Annotated in this window: 23 protein-coding genes; 13 read left to right on the top strand and 10 right to left on the bottom strand. The window is 43.2% G+C overall.

What is annotated here, in order from left to right; translation table 11 throughout:
- Positions 1 to 141: 141 nt before the first annotated feature.
- Positions 142 to 1,248: a DUF6745 domain-containing protein gene (locus HWQ23_RS12400; RefSeq protein ID WP_292828491.1), complete on the bottom strand. Its 1,107-nt coding sequence runs from the start codon at positions 1,246 to 1,248 to the stop codon at positions 142 to 144.
- Positions 1,235 to 1,642, bottom strand: coding sequence for a hypothetical protein (locus tag HWQ23_RS12395; protein ID WP_292828488.1), 408 nt, complete (start codon positions 1,640 to 1,642; stop codon positions 1,235 to 1,237). The genes HWQ23_RS12400 and HWQ23_RS12395 overlap by 14 nt, the downstream gene beginning before the upstream one ends.
- A 311-nt stretch (positions 1,643 to 1,953) precedes the next feature.
- Between HWQ23_RS12395 and topA the strand changes: the two genes are divergently transcribed.
- The 5 genes from topA (at position 1,954) to HWQ23_RS12370 (ending at position 9,594) form a co-directional block, all read left to right on the top strand.
- Positions 1,954 to 4,605, top strand: a complete 2,652-nt coding sequence (gene topA / locus HWQ23_RS12390) for a type I DNA topoisomerase (protein WP_292828485.1) — start codon at positions 1,954 to 1,956, stop codon at positions 4,603 to 4,605.
- A gap of 245 nt (positions 4,606 to 4,850) precedes the next feature.
- The gene (locus HWQ23_RS12385) at positions 4,851 to 4,991 is read left to right on the top strand and encodes a hypothetical protein (RefSeq protein WP_012410890.1); all 141 of its coding nucleotides are present in this window, start codon (positions 4,851 to 4,853) and stop codon (positions 4,989 to 4,991) included.
- A 7-nt stretch (positions 4,992 to 4,998) separates the two neighbouring features.
- Positions 4,999 to 5,460, top strand: a complete 462-nt coding sequence (gene aroQ, locus HWQ23_RS12380; protein WP_292828482.1) for a type II 3-dehydroquinate dehydratase — start codon at positions 4,999 to 5,001, stop codon at positions 5,458 to 5,460.
- 243 nt (positions 5,461 to 5,703) lie between these two features.
- Positions 5,704 to 6,648, top strand: coding sequence for an ADP-ribosylglycohydrolase family protein (locus HWQ23_RS12375; RefSeq protein WP_292828480.1), 945 nt, complete (start codon positions 5,704 to 5,706; stop codon positions 6,646 to 6,648).
- Positions 6,649 to 6,816: 168 nt separating this feature from the next.
- On the top strand, positions 6,817 to 9,594 hold the full coding sequence (locus HWQ23_RS12370) for an HD family phosphohydrolase (protein WP_292828478.1): 2,778 nt from the start codon (positions 6,817 to 6,819) through the stop codon (positions 9,592 to 9,594).
- A gap of 46 nt (positions 9,595 to 9,640) precedes the next feature.
- Here the strand turns inward: HWQ23_RS12370 and HWQ23_RS12365 are convergent, their stop codons facing one another.
- Complete coding sequence (locus tag HWQ23_RS12365; protein WP_292828476.1) at positions 9,641 to 9,817, bottom strand: hypothetical protein; 177 nt, start codon at positions 9,815 to 9,817, stop codon at positions 9,641 to 9,643.
- A gap of 87 nt (positions 9,818 to 9,904) precedes the next feature.
- Between HWQ23_RS12365 and HWQ23_RS33660 the strand changes: the two genes are divergently transcribed.
- Positions 9,905 to 10,081 carry a DUF6888 family protein gene (locus tag HWQ23_RS33660; RefSeq protein ID WP_375466661.1) on the top strand — a complete coding sequence of 59 codons (177 nt, stop codon included), beginning with the start codon at positions 9,905 to 9,907 and terminating at the stop codon, positions 10,079 to 10,081.
- Complete coding sequence (locus HWQ23_RS12360) at positions 10,081 to 10,305, top strand: DUF6887 family protein (RefSeq protein ID WP_292828473.1); 225 nt, start codon at positions 10,081 to 10,083, stop codon at positions 10,303 to 10,305. The genes HWQ23_RS33660 and HWQ23_RS12360 overlap by 1 nt, the downstream gene beginning before the upstream one ends.
- Positions 10,306 to 10,637: 332 nt before the next feature.
- Here HWQ23_RS12360 and HWQ23_RS12355 read toward each other — a convergent pair whose 3' ends face one another.
- The 3 genes from HWQ23_RS12355 to HWQ23_RS12345 all read right to left on the bottom strand — a co-directional run bounded on the left by HWQ23_RS12355 (position 10,638) and on the right by HWQ23_RS12345 (position 12,048).
- Positions 10,638 to 11,027 (bottom strand): type II toxin-antitoxin system VapC family toxin, encoded by a 390-nt coding sequence (locus tag HWQ23_RS12355; RefSeq protein ID WP_292828470.1) that lies wholly within the window; start codon positions 11,025 to 11,027, stop codon positions 10,638 to 10,640.
- On the bottom strand, positions 11,024 to 11,263 hold the full coding sequence (locus tag HWQ23_RS12350; RefSeq protein WP_292828468.1) for a hypothetical protein: 240 nt from the start codon (positions 11,261 to 11,263) through the stop codon (positions 11,024 to 11,026). Before HWQ23_RS12350 ends, HWQ23_RS12355 begins: the two co-directional genes overlap by 4 nt.
- Positions 11,264 to 11,391: 128 nt before the next feature.
- A complete protein-coding gene (locus HWQ23_RS12345; protein WP_292828465.1) occupies positions 11,392 to 12,048 on the bottom strand; it encodes a TetR/AcrR family transcriptional regulator in 657 nt (218 codons plus the stop codon).
- A gap of 337 nt (positions 12,049 to 12,385) precedes the next feature.
- Here HWQ23_RS12345 and HWQ23_RS12340 point away from each other — a divergent pair, with 337 nt between their 5' ends.
- Together HWQ23_RS12340 and HWQ23_RS12335 are read left to right on the top strand one after the other, a co-directional pair.
- Positions 12,386 to 13,339, top strand: a complete 954-nt coding sequence (locus HWQ23_RS12340; protein WP_292828462.1) for a Rieske 2Fe-2S domain-containing protein — start codon at positions 12,386 to 12,388, stop codon at positions 13,337 to 13,339.
- Positions 13,340 to 13,415: 76 nt separating this feature from the next.
- Positions 13,416 to 14,777, top strand: coding sequence for a cytochrome P450 (locus HWQ23_RS12335; RefSeq protein ID WP_292828459.1), 1,362 nt, complete (start codon positions 13,416 to 13,418; stop codon positions 14,775 to 14,777).
- Here HWQ23_RS12335 and HWQ23_RS12330 read toward each other — a convergent pair.
- Complete coding sequence (locus tag HWQ23_RS12330) at positions 14,768 to 14,941, bottom strand: hypothetical protein (protein WP_292828456.1); 174 nt, start codon at positions 14,939 to 14,941, stop codon at positions 14,768 to 14,770. The genes HWQ23_RS12335 and HWQ23_RS12330 overlap by 10 nt on opposite strands.
- Before the next feature lie 107 nt (positions 14,942 to 15,048).
- Between HWQ23_RS12330 and HWQ23_RS12325 the strand changes: the two genes are divergently transcribed.
- Positions 15,049 to 15,432: an RpnC/YadD family protein gene (locus HWQ23_RS12325; RefSeq protein ID WP_292828453.1), complete on the top strand. Its 384-nt coding sequence runs from the start codon at positions 15,049 to 15,051 to the stop codon at positions 15,430 to 15,432.
- A 209-nt stretch (positions 15,433 to 15,641) separates the two neighbouring features.
- Here HWQ23_RS12325 and HWQ23_RS12320 read toward each other — a convergent pair whose 3' ends face one another.
- The 3 genes from HWQ23_RS12320 to HWQ23_RS12310 form a co-directional block, all read right to left on the bottom strand.
- Complete coding sequence (locus tag HWQ23_RS12320; protein ID WP_292828450.1) at positions 15,642 to 16,877, bottom strand: DUF445 domain-containing protein; 1,236 nt, start codon at positions 16,875 to 16,877, stop codon at positions 15,642 to 15,644.
- Between the two features lie 134 nt (positions 16,878 to 17,011).
- Positions 17,012 to 17,707 carry a bifunctional demethylmenaquinone methyltransferase/2-methoxy-6-polyprenyl-1,4-benzoquinol methylase UbiE gene (ubiE, locus tag HWQ23_RS12315; RefSeq protein WP_292828447.1) on the bottom strand — a complete coding sequence of 232 codons (696 nt, stop codon included), beginning with the start codon at positions 17,705 to 17,707 and terminating at the stop codon, positions 17,012 to 17,014.
- 78 nt (positions 17,708 to 17,785) lie between these two features.
- Positions 17,786 to 18,742: a response regulator gene (locus tag HWQ23_RS12310; protein ID WP_292828444.1), complete on the bottom strand. Its 957-nt coding sequence runs from the start codon at positions 18,740 to 18,742 to the stop codon at positions 17,786 to 17,788.
- 446 nt (positions 18,743 to 19,188) lie between these two features.
- On the opposite strand from HWQ23_RS12310, the gene HWQ23_RS12305 reads away from it, so the two are divergent.
- The 3 genes from HWQ23_RS12305 to HWQ23_RS12295 all read left to right on the top strand — a co-directional run bounded on the left by HWQ23_RS12305 (position 19,189) and on the right by HWQ23_RS12295 (position 24,653).
- Positions 19,189 to 20,277 (top strand): RuBisCO accumulation factor 1, encoded by a 1,089-nt coding sequence (locus HWQ23_RS12305; RefSeq protein WP_292828441.1) that lies wholly within the window; start codon positions 19,189 to 19,191, stop codon positions 20,275 to 20,277.
- Between the two features lie 529 nt (positions 20,278 to 20,806).
- On the top strand, positions 20,807 to 21,844 hold the full coding sequence (locus HWQ23_RS12300; RefSeq protein ID WP_292828438.1) for a calcium-binding protein: 1,038 nt from the start codon (positions 20,807 to 20,809) through the stop codon (positions 21,842 to 21,844).
- A 379-nt stretch (positions 21,845 to 22,223) separates the two neighbouring features.
- Positions 22,224 to 24,653 carry an ATP-dependent helicase gene (locus tag HWQ23_RS12295; protein ID WP_292828435.1) on the top strand — a complete coding sequence of 810 codons (2,430 nt, stop codon included), beginning with the start codon at positions 22,224 to 22,226 and terminating at the stop codon, positions 24,651 to 24,653.
- The last annotated feature ends 209 nt before the right edge of the window (positions 24,654 to 24,862 follow it).

Raw genomic sequence — 24,862 nt, 5'->3', positions numbered from 1 at the left:
TCTCAGTATATATACTGAAATAATTAATTTTTGTTGAAATTTGGAGTTGGCTATTGCACAGTCAATTTTACTGATGTATGGTAAAGTCGATCGTTTGTGTTTATACTTACTATTTTTTGAGCTTGTTGTCCAACTCAAAAATCAGGTTTGCACACCAAATTCTTCTGGATCAACATCCCAATTTACCCAGCGAATTGCCTCACGCGCTGAGTTGATATTCGGTGGAACTCGCAAGGCGTGAATAAAGCCTGTGCTAGGGCAAGTCATTTTTAATAAATAAATCGGCTCGATATCCACATTGTTATCAATTTTTAATAGTGTATATTCAGCCCAATTATCTAATTCAATAGCTTGTAATTCTTCGCAAATTCTGGCGTAACCGATACCCTCAATTAGTACTCGCCGTAGTTCGGCATTTTCCTCTGATAAAAGCCATTCAGCTTGCCATTGTTCAGGGTGGATTTTACCGTATTTTTCAGGCAAGGTTACACCGTGATATGAGTAAAGGCTATATCCATCAATAAATTCAATGGCGGGTTCGCCTTCAGCATGGAGGCGATTTTGATTGTCAAAAGATAATTTTATTGGGCGATCGCATACTATACAAGTATATTTACCTGCGAAAATCCAGCCGCACTCTTTGACTACTGACTCAAAGGAATTCCATTTAACTCGATCGTACACACAATTCAAAACCGAAATAGAAAAATCATTGAAACTTGCACCGCAAGCTGATATTTCATATTCAATGCAGTCTTCCTCGGCATTTTCCACTTCAAGTTGTAGTTGACTTTCCAGTTGTCTATGTAATTCGCTCCACAATTGCCTGCAATGGTTACAATTATTCAAACTATTCTCTAGTTTCGTTTTTAATTCAAACCTCAGTAGAGAAAGAAGTTCGCGATCAATTTGTTTATATAATTCATCGCTTAGCTCGTTACATACGTTTGCAGGCGGTAGTTCATAAATACATAATTCCATCCACAGATTGAAACCATCCCAACTACTGCCACTCCTACCAAGTTCTTGTGATAATTTGCTTAAAGTAGTTATCAAAGCAGCATTCGGGCTATCATAAAAAACTATCTCAGGTTCTTCCATACCAATCAAAACATAAGTAGCTTTGACCGCTTCCGCCGCTTTTTCACGATCAATCCGCTCAGTTGAAAGCGCGATCGCTCTCCACTTTTCCCGATAAACTGGAATCAAAGCTTCTTGCTCAGGCGTTAACTTTTCAATCAGCGACATAATGCCAACCTTCAGGCTCGTATTCCCCTTGAATTTTCACCATCCAGTCACCTTGGGGAATAGAAATAGCTTTATGCTCCTCATGAGCTAGCAATGCCGACTCTGAAAACACACGTAAATAGAGTGTGCTATCTTGTTCGTATAATTCCGCCTTGCCCTCAGTAATACGATGTTTATGACCCGTAACTTCGCCTTCTGCCAAAGTTAAGTGAGGTATTTTTTCTCCTTCAATTTGCTGCACAGGTAGTAAGATTACATCACCTTGGCGAATCGGTTGCATGGTTTTGCTTTCCTGACATGGGTACAAACCCCACTTCGCTTTTGCTCTCAAGTTTGATTTAATTTTGGCACAACCTTTGTGAGAGTGGGGCATTGGGCATTGGGCATTGGGCATTGGTTATTTCTTCCCCACTCCCCATTCCCCACTCCCCATTCCCCAATTAAAGGATATTTTGAAAACTTTACTCGCCAATTATGCGTTAGATAAGTTAAAGATTGAAATAGCTGGAAATTCACATCCAGCGTTCCTCTACCCTATCCTTTAGCAAGGACTGCACCCTAAGTTAAGCGGATTTTCGCCCTAACGGGCAGTTTGTGTGAGGATTAAATCACCGCCCTAAGCGTGACCTTTTATCTTGACAATTTGCAAAAATTAACTCAATTTGACTGTTTAGCTTAGTAGCTATTCTTTTTTTTGAAATTTCCATGTCAACTCTCGTCATCGTCGAATCTCCAACCAAAGCTCGTACCATTCGCAACTACTTGCCATCAGGCTATCGGGTGGAGGCGTCTATGGGTCATGTGCGTGACCTACCCCAGTCGGCTAGTGAAATTCCTGCTGCCGTCAAGGGTGAAACATGGGCGCAGCTAGGGGTAAACGTGGACGCCGACTTTGAACCGGTATATGTTGTCCCGAAAGACAAAAAGAAAATTGTCACCCAGCTCAAAGAAGCCCTCAAAGATGTAGATGAACTGATTCTGGCAACGGACGAAGACCGGGAAGGTGAAAGCATTAGTTGGCATTTATACCAATTGCTGAAGCCAAAAGTTCCGACTAAGCGGATGGTGTTTCACGAAATTACCGAAGACGCTATCAAAAAAGCGTTGAAAAACTGCCGCAATATCGATGAGCAGTTGGTTCGCGCCCAAGAAACGCGGCGGATTTTAGATCGACTCGTGGGTTATACCCTGTCTCCCCTGCTATGGAAAAAAATCGCCTGGGGATTATCTGCTGGGCGAGTGCAATCTGTAGCGGTGAGGCTTTTAGTGACTAGGGAACGCCAACGCCGCGCTTTCCATGAGGGTACGTACTGGGATTTGAAAGCCAGTTTGTCAAATGAAAAAACCCCCTTTGCTGCCCAATTGGTAACATTGGGAGGAGCTAAAATAGCTAACGGCAGCGATTTTGACGCAGCGACCGGACAAATTACCGCAGGTCGCAATGTCTTGTTGCTAAACGTTGACCAAGCGGTAGCGCTCAAGGAACGCCTAACTGGGAAAACCTGGAGTGTTAGCGACATGGAGGAACGCCCTGTGACGCGCAAACCTGCGCCACCGTTCACCACTTCGACCTTGCAACAAGAATCTAACCGGAAACTGCGCCTCTCAGCCCGTGACACGATGCGGGTTGCTCAGAATTTGTACGAGCAGGGGTATATTACCTATATGCGGACAGATTCGGTGCATTTGTCAGATCAGGCGATCGCAGCTGCTCGTAGTTGTGTAGAAAAGCTCTACGGTAAACAATACCTCAGTCCCCAACCTCGGCAATACACTACCAAATCCAAAGGCGCACAAGAGGCGCACGAAGCAATTCGTCCAGCAGGTAGCAGCTTTCGCACCCCCCAAGAAACTGCTTTGGGCGGTCGGGAACTTGCTATTTATGATTTGATTTGGAAGCGTACTGTCGCCTGTCAAATGGCTGATTCCCGCCAAACTCAAATTAGTGTGCAATTGCAAGTCGAGGACGCTGGATTTCGTTCTTCTGGCAAACGGATTGAATTTCCCGGATACTTACGTGCCTACGTTGAAGGCTCAGACGACCCGGAAGCAGCACTGGAAGACCAGGAAGTAATTTTGCCGAATCTGAAAGTAGGAGATCATCCCAATTGTACAGAGCTAGAAGCAGTTGGGCACGAAACCCAACCGCCAGCTAGGTACACCGAAGCGACTTTGGTAAAAACCTTAGAAAGCGAAGGTATCGGTCGTCCCAGTACCTACGCCAGCATCATTGGCACGATTATCGACAAGGGTTACGCCCAATTGGTGACTAACGCTCTGATTCCCACCTTCACCGCTTTTGCCGTCACCGACTTGCTGGAAAAACATTTTCCAGACATCGTTGATCCCAGTTTTACCTCGAAAATGGAGCAAACCCTTGATGACATTGCCACAGGTGAAGTGAAATGGCTACCCTACTTGCGGGAATTCTATCTGGGAGAGAAAGGGCTGGAAACCCTAGTCAAAGAACAGGAAAGTCAAATTGATGCCAGCAAAGCTAGGACTGTATTATTGGAGAATCTAGATGCCAAAGTCCGCATTGGGAAATATGGCCCCTACATTGAAATCGAAAATGGTAGCGGAGTTGTCACCGCCTCAATTCCCAAAGACCTGACACCAGCTGACCTCGACCCCAAACAAGTAGAAGTATTGCTGCGACAAAAAACCACTGGCCCAGATCAGGTAGGTCGGCATCCCGAAACTGGCGAACCGATTTATGTGAAAATTGGTGCATATGGCCCCTATGTCCAATTGGGTGACAAAACCGACGAAAACCCCAAACCGAAACAAGCCTCTCTACTCAAAGGTGTCACTCCAGAAACCGTTACCCTGGAAATGGCTGTTGGTCTGTTGGCGCTACCCCGGACATTGGGAGTTCATCCAGTCACTAGCGGCAAAATCCAAGCAAGTTTGGGGCGCTTTGGCCCTTATGTGGTTCATGACCAGGGTAAGGAGGGGAAAGACTACCGCTCCCTGAAAGTTGCTGATAATGTATTGACAATTAGTCTAGAACGTGCATTAGAATTGTTGTCCGAGCCAAAAAAGGGACGCAGTTCCACCAACAGCAAGTCGAAGGCAGCCTTACGCGAATTGGGTACACATCCAGAGGACGGGGAAACAGTTAATATCTACGATGGCCCCTATGGCCCTTACATTAAGCATGGCAAAACTAATGTGAGTATTCCAGAAGGTGAATCGGTAGAAGATGTAACGCTGGCTGCGGCGCTGAACTTGTTGGCAACTAAGGCATCGACAGCGAAATCGACTCGCAAAACGACTAAATCAACGAGTTCCAAATCTAAGTCAACTGCGAAGTCATCAACGAGCGCTGCGAAAAAAAAGACTACAGAAGGTTAATTGTAAGTCAAGAGTCCAAAGTCTGATCCTTAACTCTTGACCCTTTATAGGATGAAGTTCGGTAGGTTGCAAGTGTGATACTCTAAAAAGTAAGGGAGAACACAACGCCAAGTTTTAGAAATGGCTTATGTCCCAAATACGGGATTGTGTCTGTGCCCGATTGGAAGCTAGAGGTGCGAAAATATGCCATTTTCTGCGTACCTGTTAATCAAAAATTGAGGTAGTATCTCAGGAGCGGTCAGTTCATGGACTATATAGAAAAGGTGCTGGAAAAGCTTAAGGAATTAGCACGTAGGCTAATTGAGAGCTTGTTAGGGCCAGAGGCTGAACCGGAACCGGAACTGATTCCGATTCCTGTGAACGATCGCTCGCGCCGTCGCCACTAGCCCGAAAGTGCTGAACTCAACTTTGCAACCCTTAAGCATTCTGGCACTGCATGGGCCAAACTTAAATTTGCTAGGACAGCGAGAACCAGGAATTTATGGTTCGTTGACACTAGCTGAAATTAACCGCCTGTTAGAAGAAGAAGGATTCAAGCTACAGGCGAAAGTTTTTTCTGTGCAGTCAAATCATGAAGGAATTTTGGTAGATACTATTCATGGCGCATTAGGACAATATCAGGGAATTTTGATTAATGCCGGGGCATACACTCACACAAGTGTGGCATTGCGGGATGCGATCGCTGCGGTTAACTTGCCCACAGTCGAAGTACATCTGAGTAATATTTACCGCCGGGAAGATTTTCGCCATCATTCGTACATTGCCCCAGTAGCGATCGGACAAATAAGTGGTTTTGGCGGACAAAGTTACTTGTTGGGCTTACAAGCTTTGGTGCATTTCTTAAGAAATAATTAAAAATGAATCAATTTTAGAGTTGAAGTTTTGGATTTTGGATTAATGCGAGTTCAACGGCTTATATGGTGTTTGCCTAACCAGATCAATCAAAAGACCTCTAAGAGGTTTTACTAAGCAACATTGTCCGATCTAATGGGCGAGAGCAACAAACTTGGGCTTTAGTTGAAGTCAGGGACAGGTTCATCGAACTCAGGTTGGATTAATTCTTAAATCCAAAATCCAAAATCCAAAATCTAAAATTGTATGCGTTATTCTCCTATAAGTCGGTTTAAAGGTACTTTACTCGGAGCATTCCTGGGGGAAAGTTTAGCCTCTGGTGGTAAAATCCAGTTTCAGAGTTACCTGGATTTAGGCAGAATGGCGGTTCTGGGTATCGAGAGTTTGATTGCGTTGGGTAGATTAGATTTAGATGATTGGATAGGGCGTCAGCAACAAGAATCTCCTCATTTAGCAGCAACTGATGAAATATCGATAAAAATAATTATTGCCACACTACCAGTAGCACTTTTTTTTCACGAAAATCCAATTAAGCTCCGACAAAACTTGCTGGATGTACTGAAAATCTGGGATGATGACCCAGTAGTACGGGATGGAACACTCGCAGTAGGATATGCGATCGCTCTTGCCCTGACTGAAAAACTCGACCCCCTAACCCTCATAGAGCAAACAATTTCTTTTATCGGAGAAACACCGACATCAATACCAAAAAATTTATTAAAAGTCCAGAATTTATTAGAGCAAGGGGCTGGATTGTCAAAGACCCAAGCTGAGTTTGCTAGGGAAGAAAAACTCAGTAACACTATTGCTATGGCATTTTACTGCTTTTTGAGTACCTTGGAAGACTTTCGCCTTGCAGTTTTGCGGGCTACTCACAATGGCAATTCTAAAGCGCAAGATGCTACGCCTTTAAGCTCACACGCTACAGGTGCAATTACTGGTGCTTTATCAGGAGCATATAACGGTACAGGCGGAATTCCCGTAAATTGGCAAGTTTTGCTGTTGCAGAGGAATTCTCCAGCATGGGGACTAACTAGCTTTTCCCAAATGTTAAAATTGACCGATACACTCGTGGCGGTGTGGTCAGGAGTATATGATCTGTCCTTAAATGCAAGCGAGTTAACAGAGGAGGGATGTGAGGTGGCTTTGCTTTCAGTTTACGCAGCTCCTCGCGTTATTCGATCGCGTTAACAATTAATTACGAATTAGGTTAGCGCAGGGCGAAGGAGTCCGCCTAGAGAGCATGATTACGAATTGTTAATTAACCCCGGCCACAGTACTTGCAGCCGCCGCAGATCAAACTTCCCTGATAATTGTCTTTTTTTGAGCTATCAAAGTCGGCAATTGCAGGTAGAGATAATGAAAATTCAGCAATTTTTGCAGTTCTTGACACAGCAATTGATTTCCTGGCGGCGACAGTACAAAGGACTACGCCGTAAGGGAAAGTTAATCAGAAGTCCGAAAGGTAAAATCCATAGAAGGGAACTTCTAAGGACTATGGTCAAGAATGTATTCCTGTTTTTATCAAAAACTAATGAGAAAAGCAATCGCCGAAAACAAGAAAGAGCGCTGAAGTCAAAGGCAAAATCGGTCAAAACTAAGAGTAGTATTTATGCAGTTGGTTTAGACTGGGCACATGAACAGCGTTCTTCAGTGATTTTAGCGATCGCTGTAGTGTCCCTGACAGGTATTATTGGGCATAAATTATACAACCAGACTCAACTCCAAGTAGGACATCCCGCGCCCCAAACGATTACAGCGCCTTACACAGCTAGCATCGAAGATCAGAAAAAAACAGAAGCCGAGCGCAAAGCCGTCAGTAATCGCTCCTTACAAATGTTGAGGGTTGATGCGGGAATGAACGAACAAATCAACGAAAATTTACAACAACTTCTGGATGATGGCAACAAAATTCGCGCCGTTGCTGGAGCTTTTCCTTTTTTTGATCCTGTAGTTTTGTCCATCTCTACCCAACGTTACCTCCGCTCTTCTCATGACTCGGAATGGCAAGCACTGCTAGTAGCTATAGAAAATACTAAAAATCAGCAGAAGAAAGCAACAGAACGAACCCCCGCCTCATCCCGTCCATCATCTATAGCTGCACCCAATCAGTCACGCCAGCCACGCACAACACCAACGCCAGTCCGCTCAACGGGGGGAAAATACGCACGCGACTGGCTCCCCAAATCTGATTCCCAGAGTCCGCAGCTAAAGCCACAGAAGACAGAGCCAGTTGATTTTTCTCAAAACACTGGCTTTACTCAAGCAGTAGCAGAACTAGAATCTTACCGTGCCACAACTTCTGAGAAAAACTTGTCCTCACTGATTGCCCAAATTTCCCAAGTACGCCAAAGATACACCCAAGCTACTGCCAAACTTTTACAGTTAGAGACTGTTAGCCCAGAAGCAGTATACGAGGAATCTCTGCTTTTGGATTTGTTAGATGAGGAGTGGGAAAAAACAAAAATGGGAATCCATCGGAGTTCAGAGCGGATTCTCACCCAAGGCATCCCACAGGGACTGCCAAAAAATATCTTAGAGGATGCGGTGAGTTTACAATTGCAGACCTTTGTGCCAGAAGACGCTGAAACTTTGGCCAAAAAACTGTTGTTAGCTGTACTCAAGCCGAATCTGCAAAGAGATGAAGAACAAACCAGACAAAATGCTCAAAAGGCTGCTGCTGGGGTGCCACCCGTGATGGTTAAAATACGCTATGGTCAGGTGATTGTCAATAAAGGAGAGCAGATTACTGCATGGAACTTTGAGGTGCTGGAACATTATCACCTGATTCGCCGGAAGGTGAAATGGCAGGAGTTGGTGAATTTAGGAGGTGTTATTGCGATCGCTATTGGCATTTTTGTCTGGGTAGAACGGCATATCGATTACGAATTGCGACAACGCGATCGCATATTGGTATTATTGCTAACTCTGAGTGTGCCAGGAGTGATCACGATTGGATTGCCTTATACCACCTGGAGTGCCCTTGGTTTATTGTTGGGAAGCTTTTACGGCCCCACTTTGGGGTTGACAATTGTCGGGCTGCTGTTGCCGATATTAGGCATTAGCTTGGATATGAGCAAGGCTGCACTTTTAGCTGGTGTCGGGGGAGGAATATTAGGCAGTTACATTGCACAACGATTGCGATCGCGTGAAGAATTGGCCTTATTGGGTGTTGCGATCGGCTTAACTCAGGGCGGGATTTACCTAGTTGTTAAAATCTTAATTGGTCAAGCTTTTGGTTCAACCTGGTACATCGTCCTCAAAGAAGCCGGATTGTTTGCTTTATCCGGCTTAGGCTGGAGTGTTGTCGCCTTAGGCTTGAGTCCTTATCTAGAAAAAGTTTTTGATTTAGTTACCCCAATCCGCCTAGCAGAGTTGGCGAACCCCAACCGCCCTTTATTGAAACGACTCGCTACTGAAACTCCCGGAACTTTTCAACATACGCTGTTTGTCGCTACTCTTGCTGAGGCTGCTGCCAAAAAACTAGGATGCAACGTTGAACTAGTCAGGGCTGGGACATTATATCACGATATTGGCAAAATGCATGACCCGCTTGGCTTTATTGAAAATCAAATGGGGAGGCCGAATAAACATGATACAGAGATTAAAGACCCTTGGAAGAGTGCAGAAATTATTAAAAAGCACGTAACTGAAGGGTTGGTGATGGCGCGTAAACACCTTTTACCGACAGCGATTCAAGCTTTTATTCCAGAGCATCAGGGAACGATGCTGATTGCCTATTTTCATCATCAAGCCCAGCAAATGGCTCAGTCAGATCCAAGTTTAACAGTAGACGACGCAGATTTTCGCTACGATGGCCCGATTCCCCAATCGCGGGAAACAGGAATTGTCATGTTAGCAGATTCTTGTGAAGCGGCGCTGCGATCGCTCGAAGCATCGGCTAAACTTTTGGGAGAGAAGCGATCGCTCAAAGATGTTTCAACTGAACAAGCTTTAACAATGCTGAATAATATTCTGCGTTCCAAATGGCAAGACAATCAACTCGTAGATTCAGGATTAACACGAGAAGAAATGTCAAAAATTGCCCAGATATTTGTGGATGTTTGGCAGCAATTTCATCACAAACGGATTGCTTATCCTAAGTTGAAGGCTAGTAACACTGTGCGTAATTCGTAATTCGGATATTTTTGTTTTTGTCCACATATATTAGTAGACAGACTCTCTAAGCTACCTTAGTCTTTTGCCAATCTTCTAACGCACCAATTACAAAGCTGGCGGCGGAATGATTGAGGATTTGCTCAAAAGCAGAGACACCGCTTGCTTTGAGGGCATTCAAGACACGCTCTGACAAAGACTTATCACCTTCAATTCGTGCTAGTGCTTCTGTTGCGATCATCATCTGTTTATCAAGTGATATCCAACTTTCTTCTAGGTAACACAAAGCAGTTATGGAATAAAATTAAGAGGTGTTGAGTGAACGCCCTGAATGCCGACTGATGACCAATTGAGAGGTTTATATCGTCTTAGCTACTGGCTAACGTATATTACGCTTCAGCCCATACATCTTGTATGCGTAGATGATCGAACTAGCAATCTTTATGTTTTGGCTGGAAGTACTGAGAATCTTGAGTTCCAAATTACGCCGGATGGAGAGGTGTTCTAATGAGTCAAGTCAACTATGCAGCTATGTCTGATCAGGAATTGAGGCAATATTTTCTCCTACATCGTGAGGACAAAATAGCTCTTCGAGCATATCTGGATAGACTTGGCGATCGCCCACGCAATATTATCACAACTGTAGATGATCCCGACTTTGATGCCAAAATCCAAGCAGCAGTTCTAAAGCAGATGCAAGCAGCAGGCAATAATGGTGAGACGTCGGTCTAACAATTTTGGTGCAGCAGACAGTGGATAAAAAACCACAACTGAGCAAAAGTCTTGCGAGGTCGTGGCTTAATTCTCCCAATTGCGATCACTAAAAAGCCAACCTAAAGATTTAGCCCAAAATAGGCATTTTATCCTGATTCACATACTTTAGTTTTTGTCCACTAATATATGTGGACATCTCTAATCCTGACTGACTCTACACCCCAGCTTTAGATGCGATCGCTTGATAATCGCTGGAGTAACTTAATTTGACCATTCGTAAGCGATCGCCAGATTTAGTTTTAGTAAGTCAAGTTTCATCTTCATCAATAGACAATACAAGGTAGAAGTGTTTATAAAAGCGTTACCACACCAGAATAATTAAGGATTTTCGTATCAACAGTTAACAAAGGACACGCATAATTTATAGCTGTAGCTACAATAATTTGGTCAAAAGGGTCGCTATGAAATCCGCTTAATTGAGTTGAATCAACCACTATCGGCAGCGTCAGATTTAATAGCTGTATTCCGGGATAAGCTAAAGCTGTTTCCAGCCATTCATTAACTGAACAAGAAAAAACTAATCGATTTTTTTCGACTAGTTTGGCAACCTCCCAACAAGAAACAATACTTACTCCTAAACCCTGAGATTGATATTCTTCTATATATTCCCGATGTTTTTTAGTTAATCGCTCGTTATCATCAACCCACCAAACCCAGATATGTGTATCAAGTATAATCATTGCAAAACTTCCCAATCTGACAAAGCGACGGGTTCTGTTGGATCATCATAACGGAGTAGTTTCCCGCGCATTGGATAAAGATTGGTTTCTAACTGGCTAGGTAGTGCTTCTTGAGGCTGTGAAGTTTTAGCTTCGAGAATAATTACCTCCACAGCATCACCTGCATGAAAAGGTAAGCCCCGCAGTATTAAAGTTCCATCTTCAGTTAAAACAGCTTCTACTTTATGAGCGTTCATCTTGTTACTCCTATTTTTTAATGGAGAGAAAGAGAAAGTCATTTACTTACTCTAGTTTTTTATTATGACTCTTTGGCACGCGATGCCTACGGCGGGCTACGCCTACGCAGTTTCCTAATATTCAAACCCTAACCCTCACTATGTCGCACAGCAGCCAAAATAAAATTAACTGCTGCTTGAGTATGCTGCTCAATCATTTCTGGACTCAGCAGTTGTAAATCTGGTCTAGTATGCTTGATGTTTTCGTAAGCGTTGAAGTATAAATTACAAACCCCAATAATATGCAGAGTGGTGAGAAATGGATCGATCTGACGGAAACAACCTTCAGCCATCCCCCGCTCTAAAATCTTGATCAGATAGCTAAAATTTTCTTGCCAATTCCCCTGTTTGAAATACTTTCCCTGATTTTGGTTTGCTTCTTGAAACCAAAGCATTCCTCTGTGCGGATGAGCAGCTTCGTAGGCGATCGCTTCTTTGACTAGCACCTTCAACGCCTCCTCTGGTGGGAACTGATCCAGATTTAGCTGCTCAAACCCTTCGTGCATCTCCACAACAGGACGTTGCAGAACAGCTTGATATAGTCCTTCTTTGCTCTGGAAATAGTAGTAAATCATCGCTGTGGTGACACCTGAACCTCTAGCGATCGCCTCTGTCCGCGCCCCTTGAAGTCCATTTCTGGCAAACTCCGCTTCCGCCGCATCGAGAATCTGCTTTTTTGTCGCTTCTGCATCGCGCACCTGACGCGGCTTTTTAGCTGAAAATTTTGACTGCGTTGAACGACCCACATTGCTCCATCATCATAACGAAAATATATTAACTAAAAAATTGGTTAGTAGTTGACATAGAAGATAAAATTTATTACATTAATACTCATTAACTAAAAAATTAGTTAGTTAATTGCATAATTCAGCAATGCAGTAGCCAAAATTAGCCGAGCAAATGCCCGGTAATATTAGTTCGTCCATTGCAGACAAGACTTTACTTATCTCAATTTGCATTCAAAAGTAAAATTTCAGACAACTCACATAAGGTTGTCAAACACAACTTTTAAGATCGCGTGACGTTTTATTAGCACATTTCCTGAACTTTAAATAAACAAATTCTCAAAATTTTGGAGGGAAAATGGAACCAATCTTACCTGGTGCGCCTTGGTTAATCGCGCACAAATCTACATTAGGAGTGAACAAACCTAATAAAATTACTTTAAACGGACAAGATTATGTTATTTGGCAAAACCAAAAAGGCGAAGTACTTGCCCTTGATAACATCTGTCCGCATATGCAAGCACCCTTATCAGACGGCTGGGTTTGTGAAGAGAGAGATACTATTACTTGCCCTTTTCATGCACTAGAATTTGATGGAAAAGGCAGATTACAGCAAGGAGAAAAAAAGGACACTCAGGCAATCACTAAACCATTAGAGCTAATTATTAGCAATGATTGTATCTGGACTTATGCGGGATTTGAGCCAAGATTGCCCATTCCAGATTTGCATCAGAGAATTGTAGATGAATACGAGTTCATGGGAGTAACTGGCGAAAAAAGTATTCATGGAAAATTCTTGAGTAATCTGATGGTTAACTATGATTATAACCACCAAAATGGTACTCATAAAGAACTATTTAAAATTACATCTTGTCATGTAAGTTATTTTGAAGAAAAAGGATACTATACCACAGTCAAACAAGAACTGACGAGAGCCAACAACACGCTAGGAGAAATTCTCAAAAATCCTATTTTGGGAATCTTCCCGAAAACGCTTGCTAACACACTCGAATACGCTTTCCCTTCAACTACAGCTTTTTTTGCTCAAACGCCTATTGGTGATATTGCTCAAATTCATATTCTCTACCCGGAAACAGGAAAAATCACCAAGACGTTTATTTTGATGTATGCCAAAGTCGTCAATCCTTTGATGAAACTTCTGTTTAGAAATTCAGTTTTACAAGCAGCAGCCACAGTTATTGAACAAGATACAGGTGCAGTTGAAAGTTTGTATCCTCGACAAAAACCAAAAATTAGATTGCCAAATGAAGAGATTATGTTCTATGCAGAAAAACTCTACCGCGAGTGGTAATTTAGCTTTGCAAAACCTAACTACGCTTTACAATTAAGTAGATACTGTAGCTGATTACTGCTGGAGGTACTCAAATATGCGGCAGCTAAAATCCGCCGAAGAAATGCCTGGTAGCTATGGCTTACCCATCTTGGGGGAGACTTTGGAAATATTTCGGGGTTCAGAGTTGTATCTATGGCGACGATTCCAGCAGTATGGTTCAGTTTTTAAAACGAGCGTCATGGGGGGTAAACGTGCTTATTTAATTGGCCCTGATGCTAATCGGCTGGTACTGGTGGAACAGGCGGAACACATGTCGTCGCGCATAGGGTGGTATTTCTTAGAACCAACATTTGGCAACAATATTTTATTACAAGATGGGGAAGAACATCGTTTAACTCGTCGCTTAATGTATCCAGCATTTCACGGAAACGCGATCGCTACATATTTCGACACCATCGAAAATATTGTGCAAGACTTCCTCAAAGATTGGGGACAGAGAACGATTCCTTTAAATTCTAGTTTCCGCCAGCTTACCCTGATGGTTGCGACTCGCCTGTTTTTGGGAAGTCAGAACAAGAGCGAAGTTGAGCAAACCAGTCAATGGTTTACACAACTGCTAGATAGCAGTATGGCGATATTGAAATGGAATGTCCCTTTTACGTTATATGGTCGCGGTCAAAATGCTAGGGGTAAGTTAGTGGCTTTCTTACGTCAAGCCATCGCCCAACGTATCGAGCAAGGTAACTTAGAAGAATCAAAAGATGTTTTGGGATTGCTGCTAGCAGCTGTTGATGAAGACGGCAATAAATTGAGCGAAGCACAGATAATCAACGAGGCATTGCTACTGCTGTTTGCTGGACACGAGACGACAGCCTCCTTGCTCAGTTGGGTAATATTTGAACTAGGTAATCACCCAGAATGGCGATCGCGACTGCGCCAAGAACAATTAGCAGTTGTGGGAAATAATCCCCTTAATCTGTCCCATCTCAAACAACTTCCAGATTTAACCAACGTTTTAAAAGAAGCAGAAAGGCTTTATCCGCCAGTGTATGCCTATAATCGTGGCGTTCTTAAGGATATTGAGTATGCAGGTTATCGCATTCCTGCTGGTTGGTTTGTGACTATCTCGCCGATGTTGACTCACCGTCTACCAGAACTGTACACAGATCCAGATCGCTTTGACCCCGATCGCTTTGCACCACCTCGTGAAGAAGATAAGAAACATCCTTTAGCACTAATGGGTTTTGGTCATGGTTCGCACAGATGTTTAGGCATGGAATTTGCCCAAATGGAAATGAAAATTGTGCTTTCTACACTGCTTCGCCATTATGACTGGACAGTAAAACCTGATTATTCTGCGATCGCTCCAATTCGTCAGCCTTCTAAAGTTAAAGATACTCTAGAAGCATATATTGAGCCTTTGCTGATAAAGCATCCCTTGAAGAGTCAAACATAAATCTTTGATGAAACAAATCGATTTTCCGCATCTAGCATGAAGTCATAGGTATTTAGAAAATCAGACTGCCACTTTTCAGGTTTTTGGCAAATTGCGAGTGGAAATCCTGCTAAATCAAACCCAGGATGTCGAGGTTTTGCGTAGGCGTAGCCCGTCGGAGACATCGCCTACCAGCTTATCAGGAGAGGATGTATTGCCTGGGTTTGTACTGGATTTGACGCAGATTTTGAGTTAAGCGATCGCTTCTTCAAAATTCCAATTTTCATTCGCGGTGTTGGGTGAGACAGATGACCGTGCAAGGACATTACAGCAAGTAGCACAGGAAATTATCAGGATTCCTGACCAACGGTTGCAGAGAAATGTCGCAGCTGCCACAGCAATTCTAGCTGGTCTAGTATTAGAGAAAGGGTTAATTCAAAGAGTATTACGGAGAGATATTATGCGCGAATCTGTAATTTATCAAGAGATTGAGGCTGAAGCTAAAGCCGAAGGTAGAGCCGAAGGTAGAGCCGAAGGCTTACAAGAGGGGATTCGGCGGGTTGCGATTAATCTGCTCAAAAGCCAAATGCTTTTGGAGGAAGTGGCAAAATTGACTGGGTTATCAATTGAAGATGTACAGTTGTTGCAAACAGATATAGAAGGTGAGTCAACATAATTCGTAATTCGTAATTCGTAATTCGTAATGACGGTTGCGGACTCGCTACTGCTGCGCTAACGTAATTCGTAATTATTATGCTGTGGATGAATCCGGGTGGCTCTGAATAAAAACGAGACCGTCGTAGACATCGCTCAATTTCACTCTTTTCAGAATATGGGCAATTTGTCACTATAATTTTATAAAAATTTACATTCAGCCAGAAAAAACTAATATTGGCTTAATATTAAAAACCCTGTCTGCAATAACCCTATAACAAAGCCCAAAACACCGCCTAAATTCACAATCGCTTGCAATTCATTTTTTACAATTCCCTCAATTGCAGCTTCCAAATCAGCCGGGGAAGTTGATTTCACCCGGTCAACTATCACTTGATCTATCGACAAAATCGGAATTACTTGCGCCACAATTACTTCTAAATCTTTTTCCAAATACTTATCTAAAATTAAAGCCAACTCTTGGCTCATGACTTCTAAAGAAGTACTGACGACAGGTGAAGTACTAAGGCGATTCAGCAGTACTACAGCAATATTTTCCCAATCAACAGAATCAGTTAATCCTTGTAAAAAATCGCTGCCACTGTTTTGCAGGTAATGGCGGACACTTTCGCGGGTAGTCTTTCGCAGTTGGCGCACCGTACCCATTGGCAAGTTTTGTAATGATAAATTTTGCAGTAATTTCCGAATGCGATCGCGCATTTTCAAATCTTGAGTCAATTCCTGCAAACGAGTATTGGCAGCCTCTTTTTCATCCAAGCAAAAAGACCGTAGCCGCGTCAGAGTATTACGTAAGCCAAACAAATTTGCTACTACCCAATAAGTCCCACTGGTTTTTTCGCGGAAGCCTTCATCAATAATTTGAATTGTGCGATCGGTCAAAAAATCAACTATCGTCTGCCGGAGCACATCTGGCGGTATAACTCCTTGCAACAACCAATCAGCAAGCCGCGTGGCTTGTTCTTCACTCAGCTGAAATTCCAGCAATATCTGGTCAAAAATTTGATTGATCTGCGCTTCCAAAAAGTCTTCACGTCGCGCTAAAACCTTGAGTAACCGTGGCAAGGATTCCCCTAGTAAATCCCGCAAAATTCCCGCCACAATTTTGGCACTTTTCTCGTTTTTATCCGTTTTGATTTGTTCAATCGCCAGCTGCAACAACCAGAGAATTGCTGCTTGCACGCGTTCTGTTTGCAACAAACGCCGCGCCAGATTTTGCAATTCTTTTGGTGTCAATAGTGACCCCATGATTGTCTTGGAAATGTTCAAAGCCAGACGTTCCTGGTTGCGGGGAATCAATCCAGGGGTGAAGGGTACTTTTTGTCCAGCAATGTAAATTGCTCGGTAAGGACGGAACAACATTTTTATCGCTATATCATTTGTGAAATAGCCAATAATTCCACCCAGTACCGGGGGAGACACATAAAGCCAAAGATGAGACCAGTCCACAGCGAAGAATTAAAAAAGTTAGGAGTTAGAGATGCGATTAATCGCGTCTGTACAAGAGTCAGAAGTTAGGAATGATAAATTTTAAATGAGAATTTATCACTACTGATAATTGATAACTTCTAACTTATAACTCATCACTCATTTTTCTTGACTACCAGCACTCCCATCATACCGTTCGCAATGGGATAGTGTGTGGCAACAGCAAAACCAACTTGATGAGCTAACTCTATTTGCTCTTTCCCGATGGGAAAGCGGTCTAAGCTGGGACTGATGTAAGCATATTCTTCTTTTAAGCCTAAATAATTGGCAACTGGCACTACGAAAGCGTCCAGATACCACTGCTGAAAGCTACGTAACTGAAGATTACTTGGTCGATGAAAGTCTAAAATTGCGGCTTTAGCACCCGGCTTCAAAACACGGTATAACTCTTGGAGACTGCGGGAAATATCTTTAACATTTCTTAAACCATAGCCCATTGTTGCGGCATCAAATTGATCATCATCAAAGGGTAAATTTAGCACATCGGCTTCTATCCAGTTAATAGCAGGTTGGGGGTACTGCCAATGTGAGCGTAATGAAGCAATTTCTAGCAGGTTTGGCGAAAAATCCACTCCGTACACCTGTCCTGTTGCTCCTACACGGCGTGCCAAACGTAAGGCTAAATCACCACTACCGCAACACAAATCAAGTGCAGTATCACCCGATTTAGCTGCACTCCATTTCACTGCCATTTCCTTCCATATTCGATGCTGTCCCAGACTCAACCAATCGTTCAACTGGTCATAAACTGGAGCAATCCGGTTAAAAATGGTCTGAATTTCGTTAGTCATTGGACATGGGGCATGGGCCAAACAGGGCATTAGTCATTGGCCATTGGTTTTTGACAAAGGACAAATGACAAATGAGAATTACACAATGGTTTGATGGTAAGTACTACTAGTAAGAGCGATCGCCATCAGTTGCGCTAATAAATTAATTAGCACTAATTCATCTTCCCGCAAAGTGCAGGGTTGTTTCCACTGTAGGGACAATACGCCCAAAAGTCGATTACGGTAGCTAATGGGGATAACTAAATGTGCTTGCACACCCGTATTTTGGTAGTGAATAGCATCAACTAATTTAGTGTCTTTAAGTACATTTAAGGAAACTTGCATTTGCCCGGTGGCGATCGCTTCCCTTGTTAGTGGGTCAAGAGATAGCCAATTTTCTATTGTACCTGTATCGCTGTAAGTTCCTTGAGTCGCAATCAGAGTATTTCCATCTGTAAGTTGTATGATACAGCCTTCTGCTCCAAAAGTCTGACTCACAGCCCTAGCAATGGGAGCGAGAGTTTCCTCTAAGTTAGAAGCTGCTTGAGTTACCTGTACCAAAACACTCAGCAGCGCCATTTGAGCATGAGCACGGCGTAATTCTTCTGTACGTTGCTTGAGCAAGTCGTAAGTTTCTGCTGCTCTTTGCACCACTGCCTTCAGTTCCCCTGGGTCCCAAGGCTTGGTGATATATTTGTAGACTTGCCCGGCATTAATCGCTTCTACCAAGTCTTCAATATCAGTAAATCCGGTGAGAATTATTCTTACCGTATCGGGAAACTGAGGTACAGTCTTGCTGAGAAACTCAGTTCCTTTCATTTCTGGCATCCGTTGATCGGAGATAATCACCGCTACCTCCCCTTCTGCTGCCAAAACTTGTAGGGCGTTCACCCCACTATCAGCTTTCAGAACATTAAAGTCGCGTCGAAAGGTGCGATAAAGCAGATCCAGATTATCTGGCTCATCGTCAACTACCAGGATTTTCAGCTTTTTTGGTCGTTCGAGAGTCATCACTTGATATTGGAGTTTCTCAATTTCGCGACTGGACTTATCCATAACATATTTCCTTTAAATATTCACTATCTTGTTATATTCCATACCAAGCTTAGTTGAGAATAGCTCAAATCTATCACGGGTTTTTACGGACTTAATTTGCATTTTTAAATACGCTAATTATAAGTGCTACAGAGGATATCGACCTGCTCAAACATCTGAAGAGAGAAAAAGTAGACTAAAGATTTTTCAGATTATTTTGTCATCCAAAGATTACTTGAGCTATTAGCAAAAAACTGAAGTGCCTTGCGGGACATAAGTTTTAGGTTAAGTTTTACGTTAAGTTGACACTTATGCACACATGTGCGCCCCGACGATCTCAAAATTAAAGTCGAGATAAGTTTCCACAGATGAACTCAAGGCAGTAGCTCTGGGTAGTTCATAGATTAGAATAGGACTTGCTCATGAGGTATTAATCAACCTCTCAAGTTGAAGCTTGCACTGCGATTATGACTGATCTACCACCCAACGCTCAGAATCCCGAAGAAAATGCTACTAACGATGTGGCACAAGAATTACTGCGAAAGCTCAGGCAAAAACAAGGCAACTGGGTGGAATGGGGAATGGCGATCGCCTCGTTGCTAAAAATCGGTTACAATCCCCAAGAAATTTTTGAGGCGACTGGATTTGAGCCAATTCAACAAAATCAGGTGGTTGTTGGTTCTCAAGTTTACAATTCTTTGGAAAAGTTTGGAGCTTCCTCAGCAACGCGATCGCACTATGCCACACGCGGCAGTGATATTTTATATGAACTGCGTTTGCTTACTCAAGAAGAACGCGCCAGCGCCGCCGAACTCATTTTCCTTCAGAAAGTCGATGCCGATGAGGCGCGGGAAGTGGCCAAAGCCATTAAAGAGTTCTCCTATTTCCGCCTTTTACCAGAAGGGTTTTCTGCCCATCCTGGGGATGCAGTTGCTTACCAAGTTTGGAAACGGGCACGCCAAAATACAGATTTACAACAGCGATCGCGTCTGATCGCCAAAGGTTTACGCTTTGCTCACACGCCAGAAGCAAGGAAAAAAATCGAACAGCTACTAACTGATTTTACTACTGTTCCCCAGCGTCCAGCTCCAATTTTACCTTTTTACCGCCTGGAATCTGAAGAACAATTACCCCGAATCGTCCCGGTAGTAGGCGAGTTGCCATTGTCACGGCAAGACTTGCAAGCTGTGCCTATAGTCACAGAAATTGAACCATTTCGCATGGTGAAGTTTTCTGGAGAGCAAGCTTGGGTACCGTTACCAGGTTGGCAAGTGCTGTTGGCGGCAGAAGATCCAGTGGTAATTATCGCCAATAGCGATCGCTTCCCTATCCAAAATCAAAGCCGAATAGAACCCGTTGTAGTAGTGATAGATCGTGCCCAACGAGAATGGGATGTCTCCAATTACTTTGTCGTTGAAAATGGTGGTGAATTAGATTTTCAGTGGTTTGAAACTGAGCCGGAAATTCCTCTACTAGGACAAATTATTATCATTGTGCGTCCTAAGAAAATTCTCGATGAAGAATTAACTAAGGATTCCTGGCAGATTGACGAATAAATTCGATTTATTACAAAATTCAACTAAATTTTGTAATAACTTTTAAGAGAACGCACTGGATCAATAATCTCAACAGATGTTAAGAAAGTAGAACGGTGTTAATAATTAAAGGTTTGTAGTAATCGGCTTTAGCCCGACTTTGAAGGCTGTTGGCGTTGGCGGAGCCTCTCGTAGAGAAGCGTTCCCGCAGGGTAGCCCTCTCTAGGAGCCAACCTCTATTTTTTAATATTACTTAACATAGTTTGATTTATTCTCGCTTACTTAACTTATCATGAGAGCCAAATGCTTAAGAAATTAAGCATTCTTTGTGTGATTTTAGATTTTGCGGTATCTTCATATTTTACAAGCAGAATTATTCAGCCAAAAACAAATTCCTGGTTTTTCGATTTAGTTTCTTAACGAAATAGAATTCTGCAAAGCGGTACTAGCCTGTAATTTTGCCTTGTTCTAGGAGTTCGTCAAAAGGGGCAATTACTTAAATCGGCTTTGTGCGTATCATCATTATTGAGAAATTAAGGAGATAAATAACATGGCAATTACTTTTGGCAAGGATAGCATCCAGTCTTCTGTCACCTATACACTGGGTGCCAATTTGAAGAACTTGAAGCTACTCGGAACTAACCCGATCAACGGCACAGGTAACAATCTTAACAATTTCGTCTTTGGTAATAGTGTTAACAATACTCTGAATGGAAGAGGAGGCAATGACACCCTAGATGGTAATTTTGGTAATGATACCCTCAATGGTGGCGACGGCAATGATAGTCTCCAGGGCGGGCCGGGCAATGACTTACTCAATGGGGGTAATGGAAACGATATCCTCATCGGTGTTTATCCTGGTAGTCTGCTTCCACCTGGATTAGGGGAGCTTGATACGTTGACTGGCGGGGCTGGGGCAGATACATTTGTCCTGGGCGACGCTTTAAATGTTTTCTACGACGATAACAACGTTACAAATCCTGGTTTTGGGGACTTCGCTACTATTACTGACTTCGACTCTAGCCAAGATCGAATTCAACTCAAAGGAACTCCACAGGACTATCGTTTGCAAGCTGTTGGAGGTAACACACGAATATTCTCACAGCAAGGGGGACAGGCAGATGAGATCATCGGTATTGTGCAAGGGAAAAACAATCTCCAACTTCGTAGTGATGACTTCCTTTTCTATGAGCGGGAAAATGCTGGAGAAAGTACAAACAATACACTGGGGAATGCTGAAGGGTTAGGTACCTTGTCATCAGGCTCAAAAGTAAATATTTCAGGCGAGGTAGCAACACCTCAATCGGGGAGCAATCCCGATGTTGACTTTTTTACATTTTATTTACCAAATTCAGCAACCATCACTATCAACACAGTGACATCGGGAAAGGCAGTTATCGGACTGTTTAAGGATTATGGGACTTTAGTGACTACTCAAAAATCCTCATCAATCACCGGGTTACTGGGTGCAGGTACGTATTCCATTTCAGTGAGTAAAGATTCTTTCTTGCCTCAAAATAATGGAACTTTCTTTGGTACTAACTCTGAACCTGATTTTTCCTATACGCTAGGAGTCAGTATTAAATAAGAACGTGATCAACTTCAGAAACTACTGACGTCAGAAGGCAGATTCCAGGATACTTTTCCTGCTGAGTAGGGGGACACGTTGTTGTGTCCTCCCCAGAGCAAACACATCTAAATGGTGACAAAATAGGAAGTAGAAGTGGATTTAAAGTAGTATATATAAACTATATAATTTGTTGCGATCGCAAATAATGCTATTCTTATTCAGTAGACATAGGAGTGAAAATGACGTAGGGACAATTCATGAATTGTCCGTACTAAGGATTTCAAGCAACGCAGAATTAATTTTCACCAGATGTCTATTAGAGAATGAAGTCTGCCAAGCGTGAAACTTCAGCCTAAAATCAGAACTACCGACCACTTTGTACAGATGGAATATCTAAGTGCGATCGCTTATTCCTAACCTGCAAGAGAAGATTCTCGCAATTCGCAACAATCTACGCCCTGGACAGCAACAAATGGCTGACTGGCAATCTGGCCCTTTGGCTATTTCTGCGGTTCCTGGTGCAGGTAAATCTACTGGTATGGCGGCGGCGGCGGCGATCGCGATCGCACGTCAATATGAACGTTCATCCTCCCGCCGCCACTTGGTAGTTGTGACTTTTACTCGCTCGGCTGCTGCCAATATTAAAGCGAAAATTCGCAAATTCTTACGAGATGATTTATCGCTACCTCAGATGGGCTTTTTTGTCTATACCCTACATGGTCTAGCGTTGAACATTGCCAGCCGCCATTCTGATTTGTCAGGTTTGCAGTTAGAAAATGTCACATTAATTACACCAACTCAAAGTCACCGCTTTATCCGAACTGCTGTAGAGCAATGGATTGCAAATAATCCTGGAATATATTTGCGGTTATTAGAAGGTCATCAATTTGACGGAGAAGAGACAGAAAGATTGCGTCGCCAATCGGTGTTGCGAACAGAAGTATTACCGGAATTGGCTAATACGGTAATTCATGAAGCAAAAAGTTCGGGGATATCGCCAGAATTATTGCGGGAATGGAGTAAACAAACCACAGATGAATATGCAATTTTGAGCGTAGCGGCGGGATTGTATGAGCAATATCAAAAGTTAATGCGATCGCGTGACTTCATCGACTATGACGATATGATTTTAGCCGCACTGCGCGTTTTAGAAAACGACAGCGCCCGTCACATTGAGCAAAATCAAGTATTCGCCGTCTTTGAAGACGAAGCCCAAGATTCTAGCCCTCTTCAGACGCAGCTGTTAGAAATTTTGGCAAGTGATGGGGGAGATGATTCTTCACTCCTAACTCCTAACTCTTCACTCCTAACTTCTAACTCTTCACTCCCTAGTAGAGACGCGATTAATCGGGTCTCTCCTCACTCCCGACTCAATTTAGTAAGAGTTGGCGACCCTAACCAAGCGATTAACTCCACATTTACCCCGGCTGATCCGATTTATTTTCGGCAATTTTGCGAAGAGTGCGATCGCATCCAACGATTGGCAACGATGGATCAAGCTGGTCGTAGTACTAGAATTATCATTGAAGCTGCTAACTTTGCCCTCAAATGGATCAATAATCAATCCTTAGCAAAAACGAATAACGGACAACAGATTTCTGACAACCGACAAGTACCATTTCGCTTGCAGACAATTCGCCCTGTTGAAGTTGGTGATCCGCAAAATAACGCCAACCCCGCACCAGTAGGACGAGGACTGGAACTTTATACCCCGCGTGACATTCATCACACCGTTGAATTGTTATCTCAAAGAGTAATCGAGTTATTTGGCGAAGATCCAACACAAAATAGTGCAGCGATTTTAGTGCGAGAAAATCGCCAAGGACGATGGTTAGCAGAGGCTCTGACACCTGTGTGCAAAGAGCATAATATTACACTTTACGATGTGGGAGAACGCGATCGCCGTTCCCATGTTCCCCAAGAAATTTTAGCATTACTGCAATTTTGCGATCGCCCCCACTCCCCCGATTACCTCAAAGCCGCACTAGAAGCATTAGTACAGCGCCAATTAATACCTACCCAAGACCTCAACGCCCTTGCTAGTCTCCCAGAAGAATTTTTGTATCCTGGCCCCCTAGCAGCACCCCAGCCAGAAACAGTCCAAAAAGCTGCACGCTTGTGTCGCAATTTACTTCGCGCTCGCTTGGAATTGCCCCTATACCAGCTAATTTCCTTTCTCGCCTTGACCTTAAATTACGACCAGGCAGAATTGGCAACTGCTGACAAACTCGCAGAACGGGTAAACCAGCAGATAGCTGGTAATAGTTCGATGGGTGGAATGCTGTCAGCTTTAAGTGAAATCGTCAGTTCCGAACGATTTGAACCAGTGGAAACCGAGGATTCGGAAGAGCGTTACACTCGTCGCGGTCAACTGACCATTATTACCATGCACAAAGCCAAAGGGCTAGATTGGGACTATGTGTTTCTTCCTTTTCTCCACGAAAACTTGATTCCTGGGAGATTTTGGGTTCCTCCTCAAAGCCAATTCTTAGGGGATTTTACCTTATCAGAAGTAGCCCGCGCCCAAATTCGGGCTGCTCTCCACGGAGAATCTACCATACCAGATGTTACACAAGCATGGGAACAAGCAAAGCATTTGAAAACATCTGAAGAGTACCGTTTACTCTACGTTGCGATGACACGAGCCAAGCGTCTGGTGTGGATGTCAGCAGCGCTCAAAGCCCCCTTTACTTGGAGTAAGCCGGATAATTTACAAGAACAAGCGCCTTGTCCGGTGTTTCCGGCATTAAAGCGCCAATTCCCTGAATGTGTGATGAATTTAGCAGTAATGACCAAACAAGCGGGATCAAAACTTTTAAGAAATTGATTGGAATTTACAGTTATATCATGTCCCCATAATTAGTTATGCTAACCACAGTCATTACACCCCACCCCTAACCCCTCCCCGCTTGCGGGGAGGGGAGACAAAGCGTAGCTTTGGCGGGGTGGGGTTATTCGGGTTTAATAAGCAATCAAGCAGACATGATATTACTAGCGATCGGATTGTGAATATTTGTACGAAATAAGCTATTTAAA

Source organism: Nostoc sp. JL33 (assembly GCF_017114985.1).
In the GTDB taxonomy this organism is placed as follows: domain Bacteria; phylum Cyanobacteriota; class Cyanobacteriia; order Cyanobacteriales; family Nostocaceae; genus Nostoc.
The sequence above is the reverse complement of the archived record's forward strand: the minus strand, read 5'-3'. Positions and strand labels throughout refer to the sequence as shown.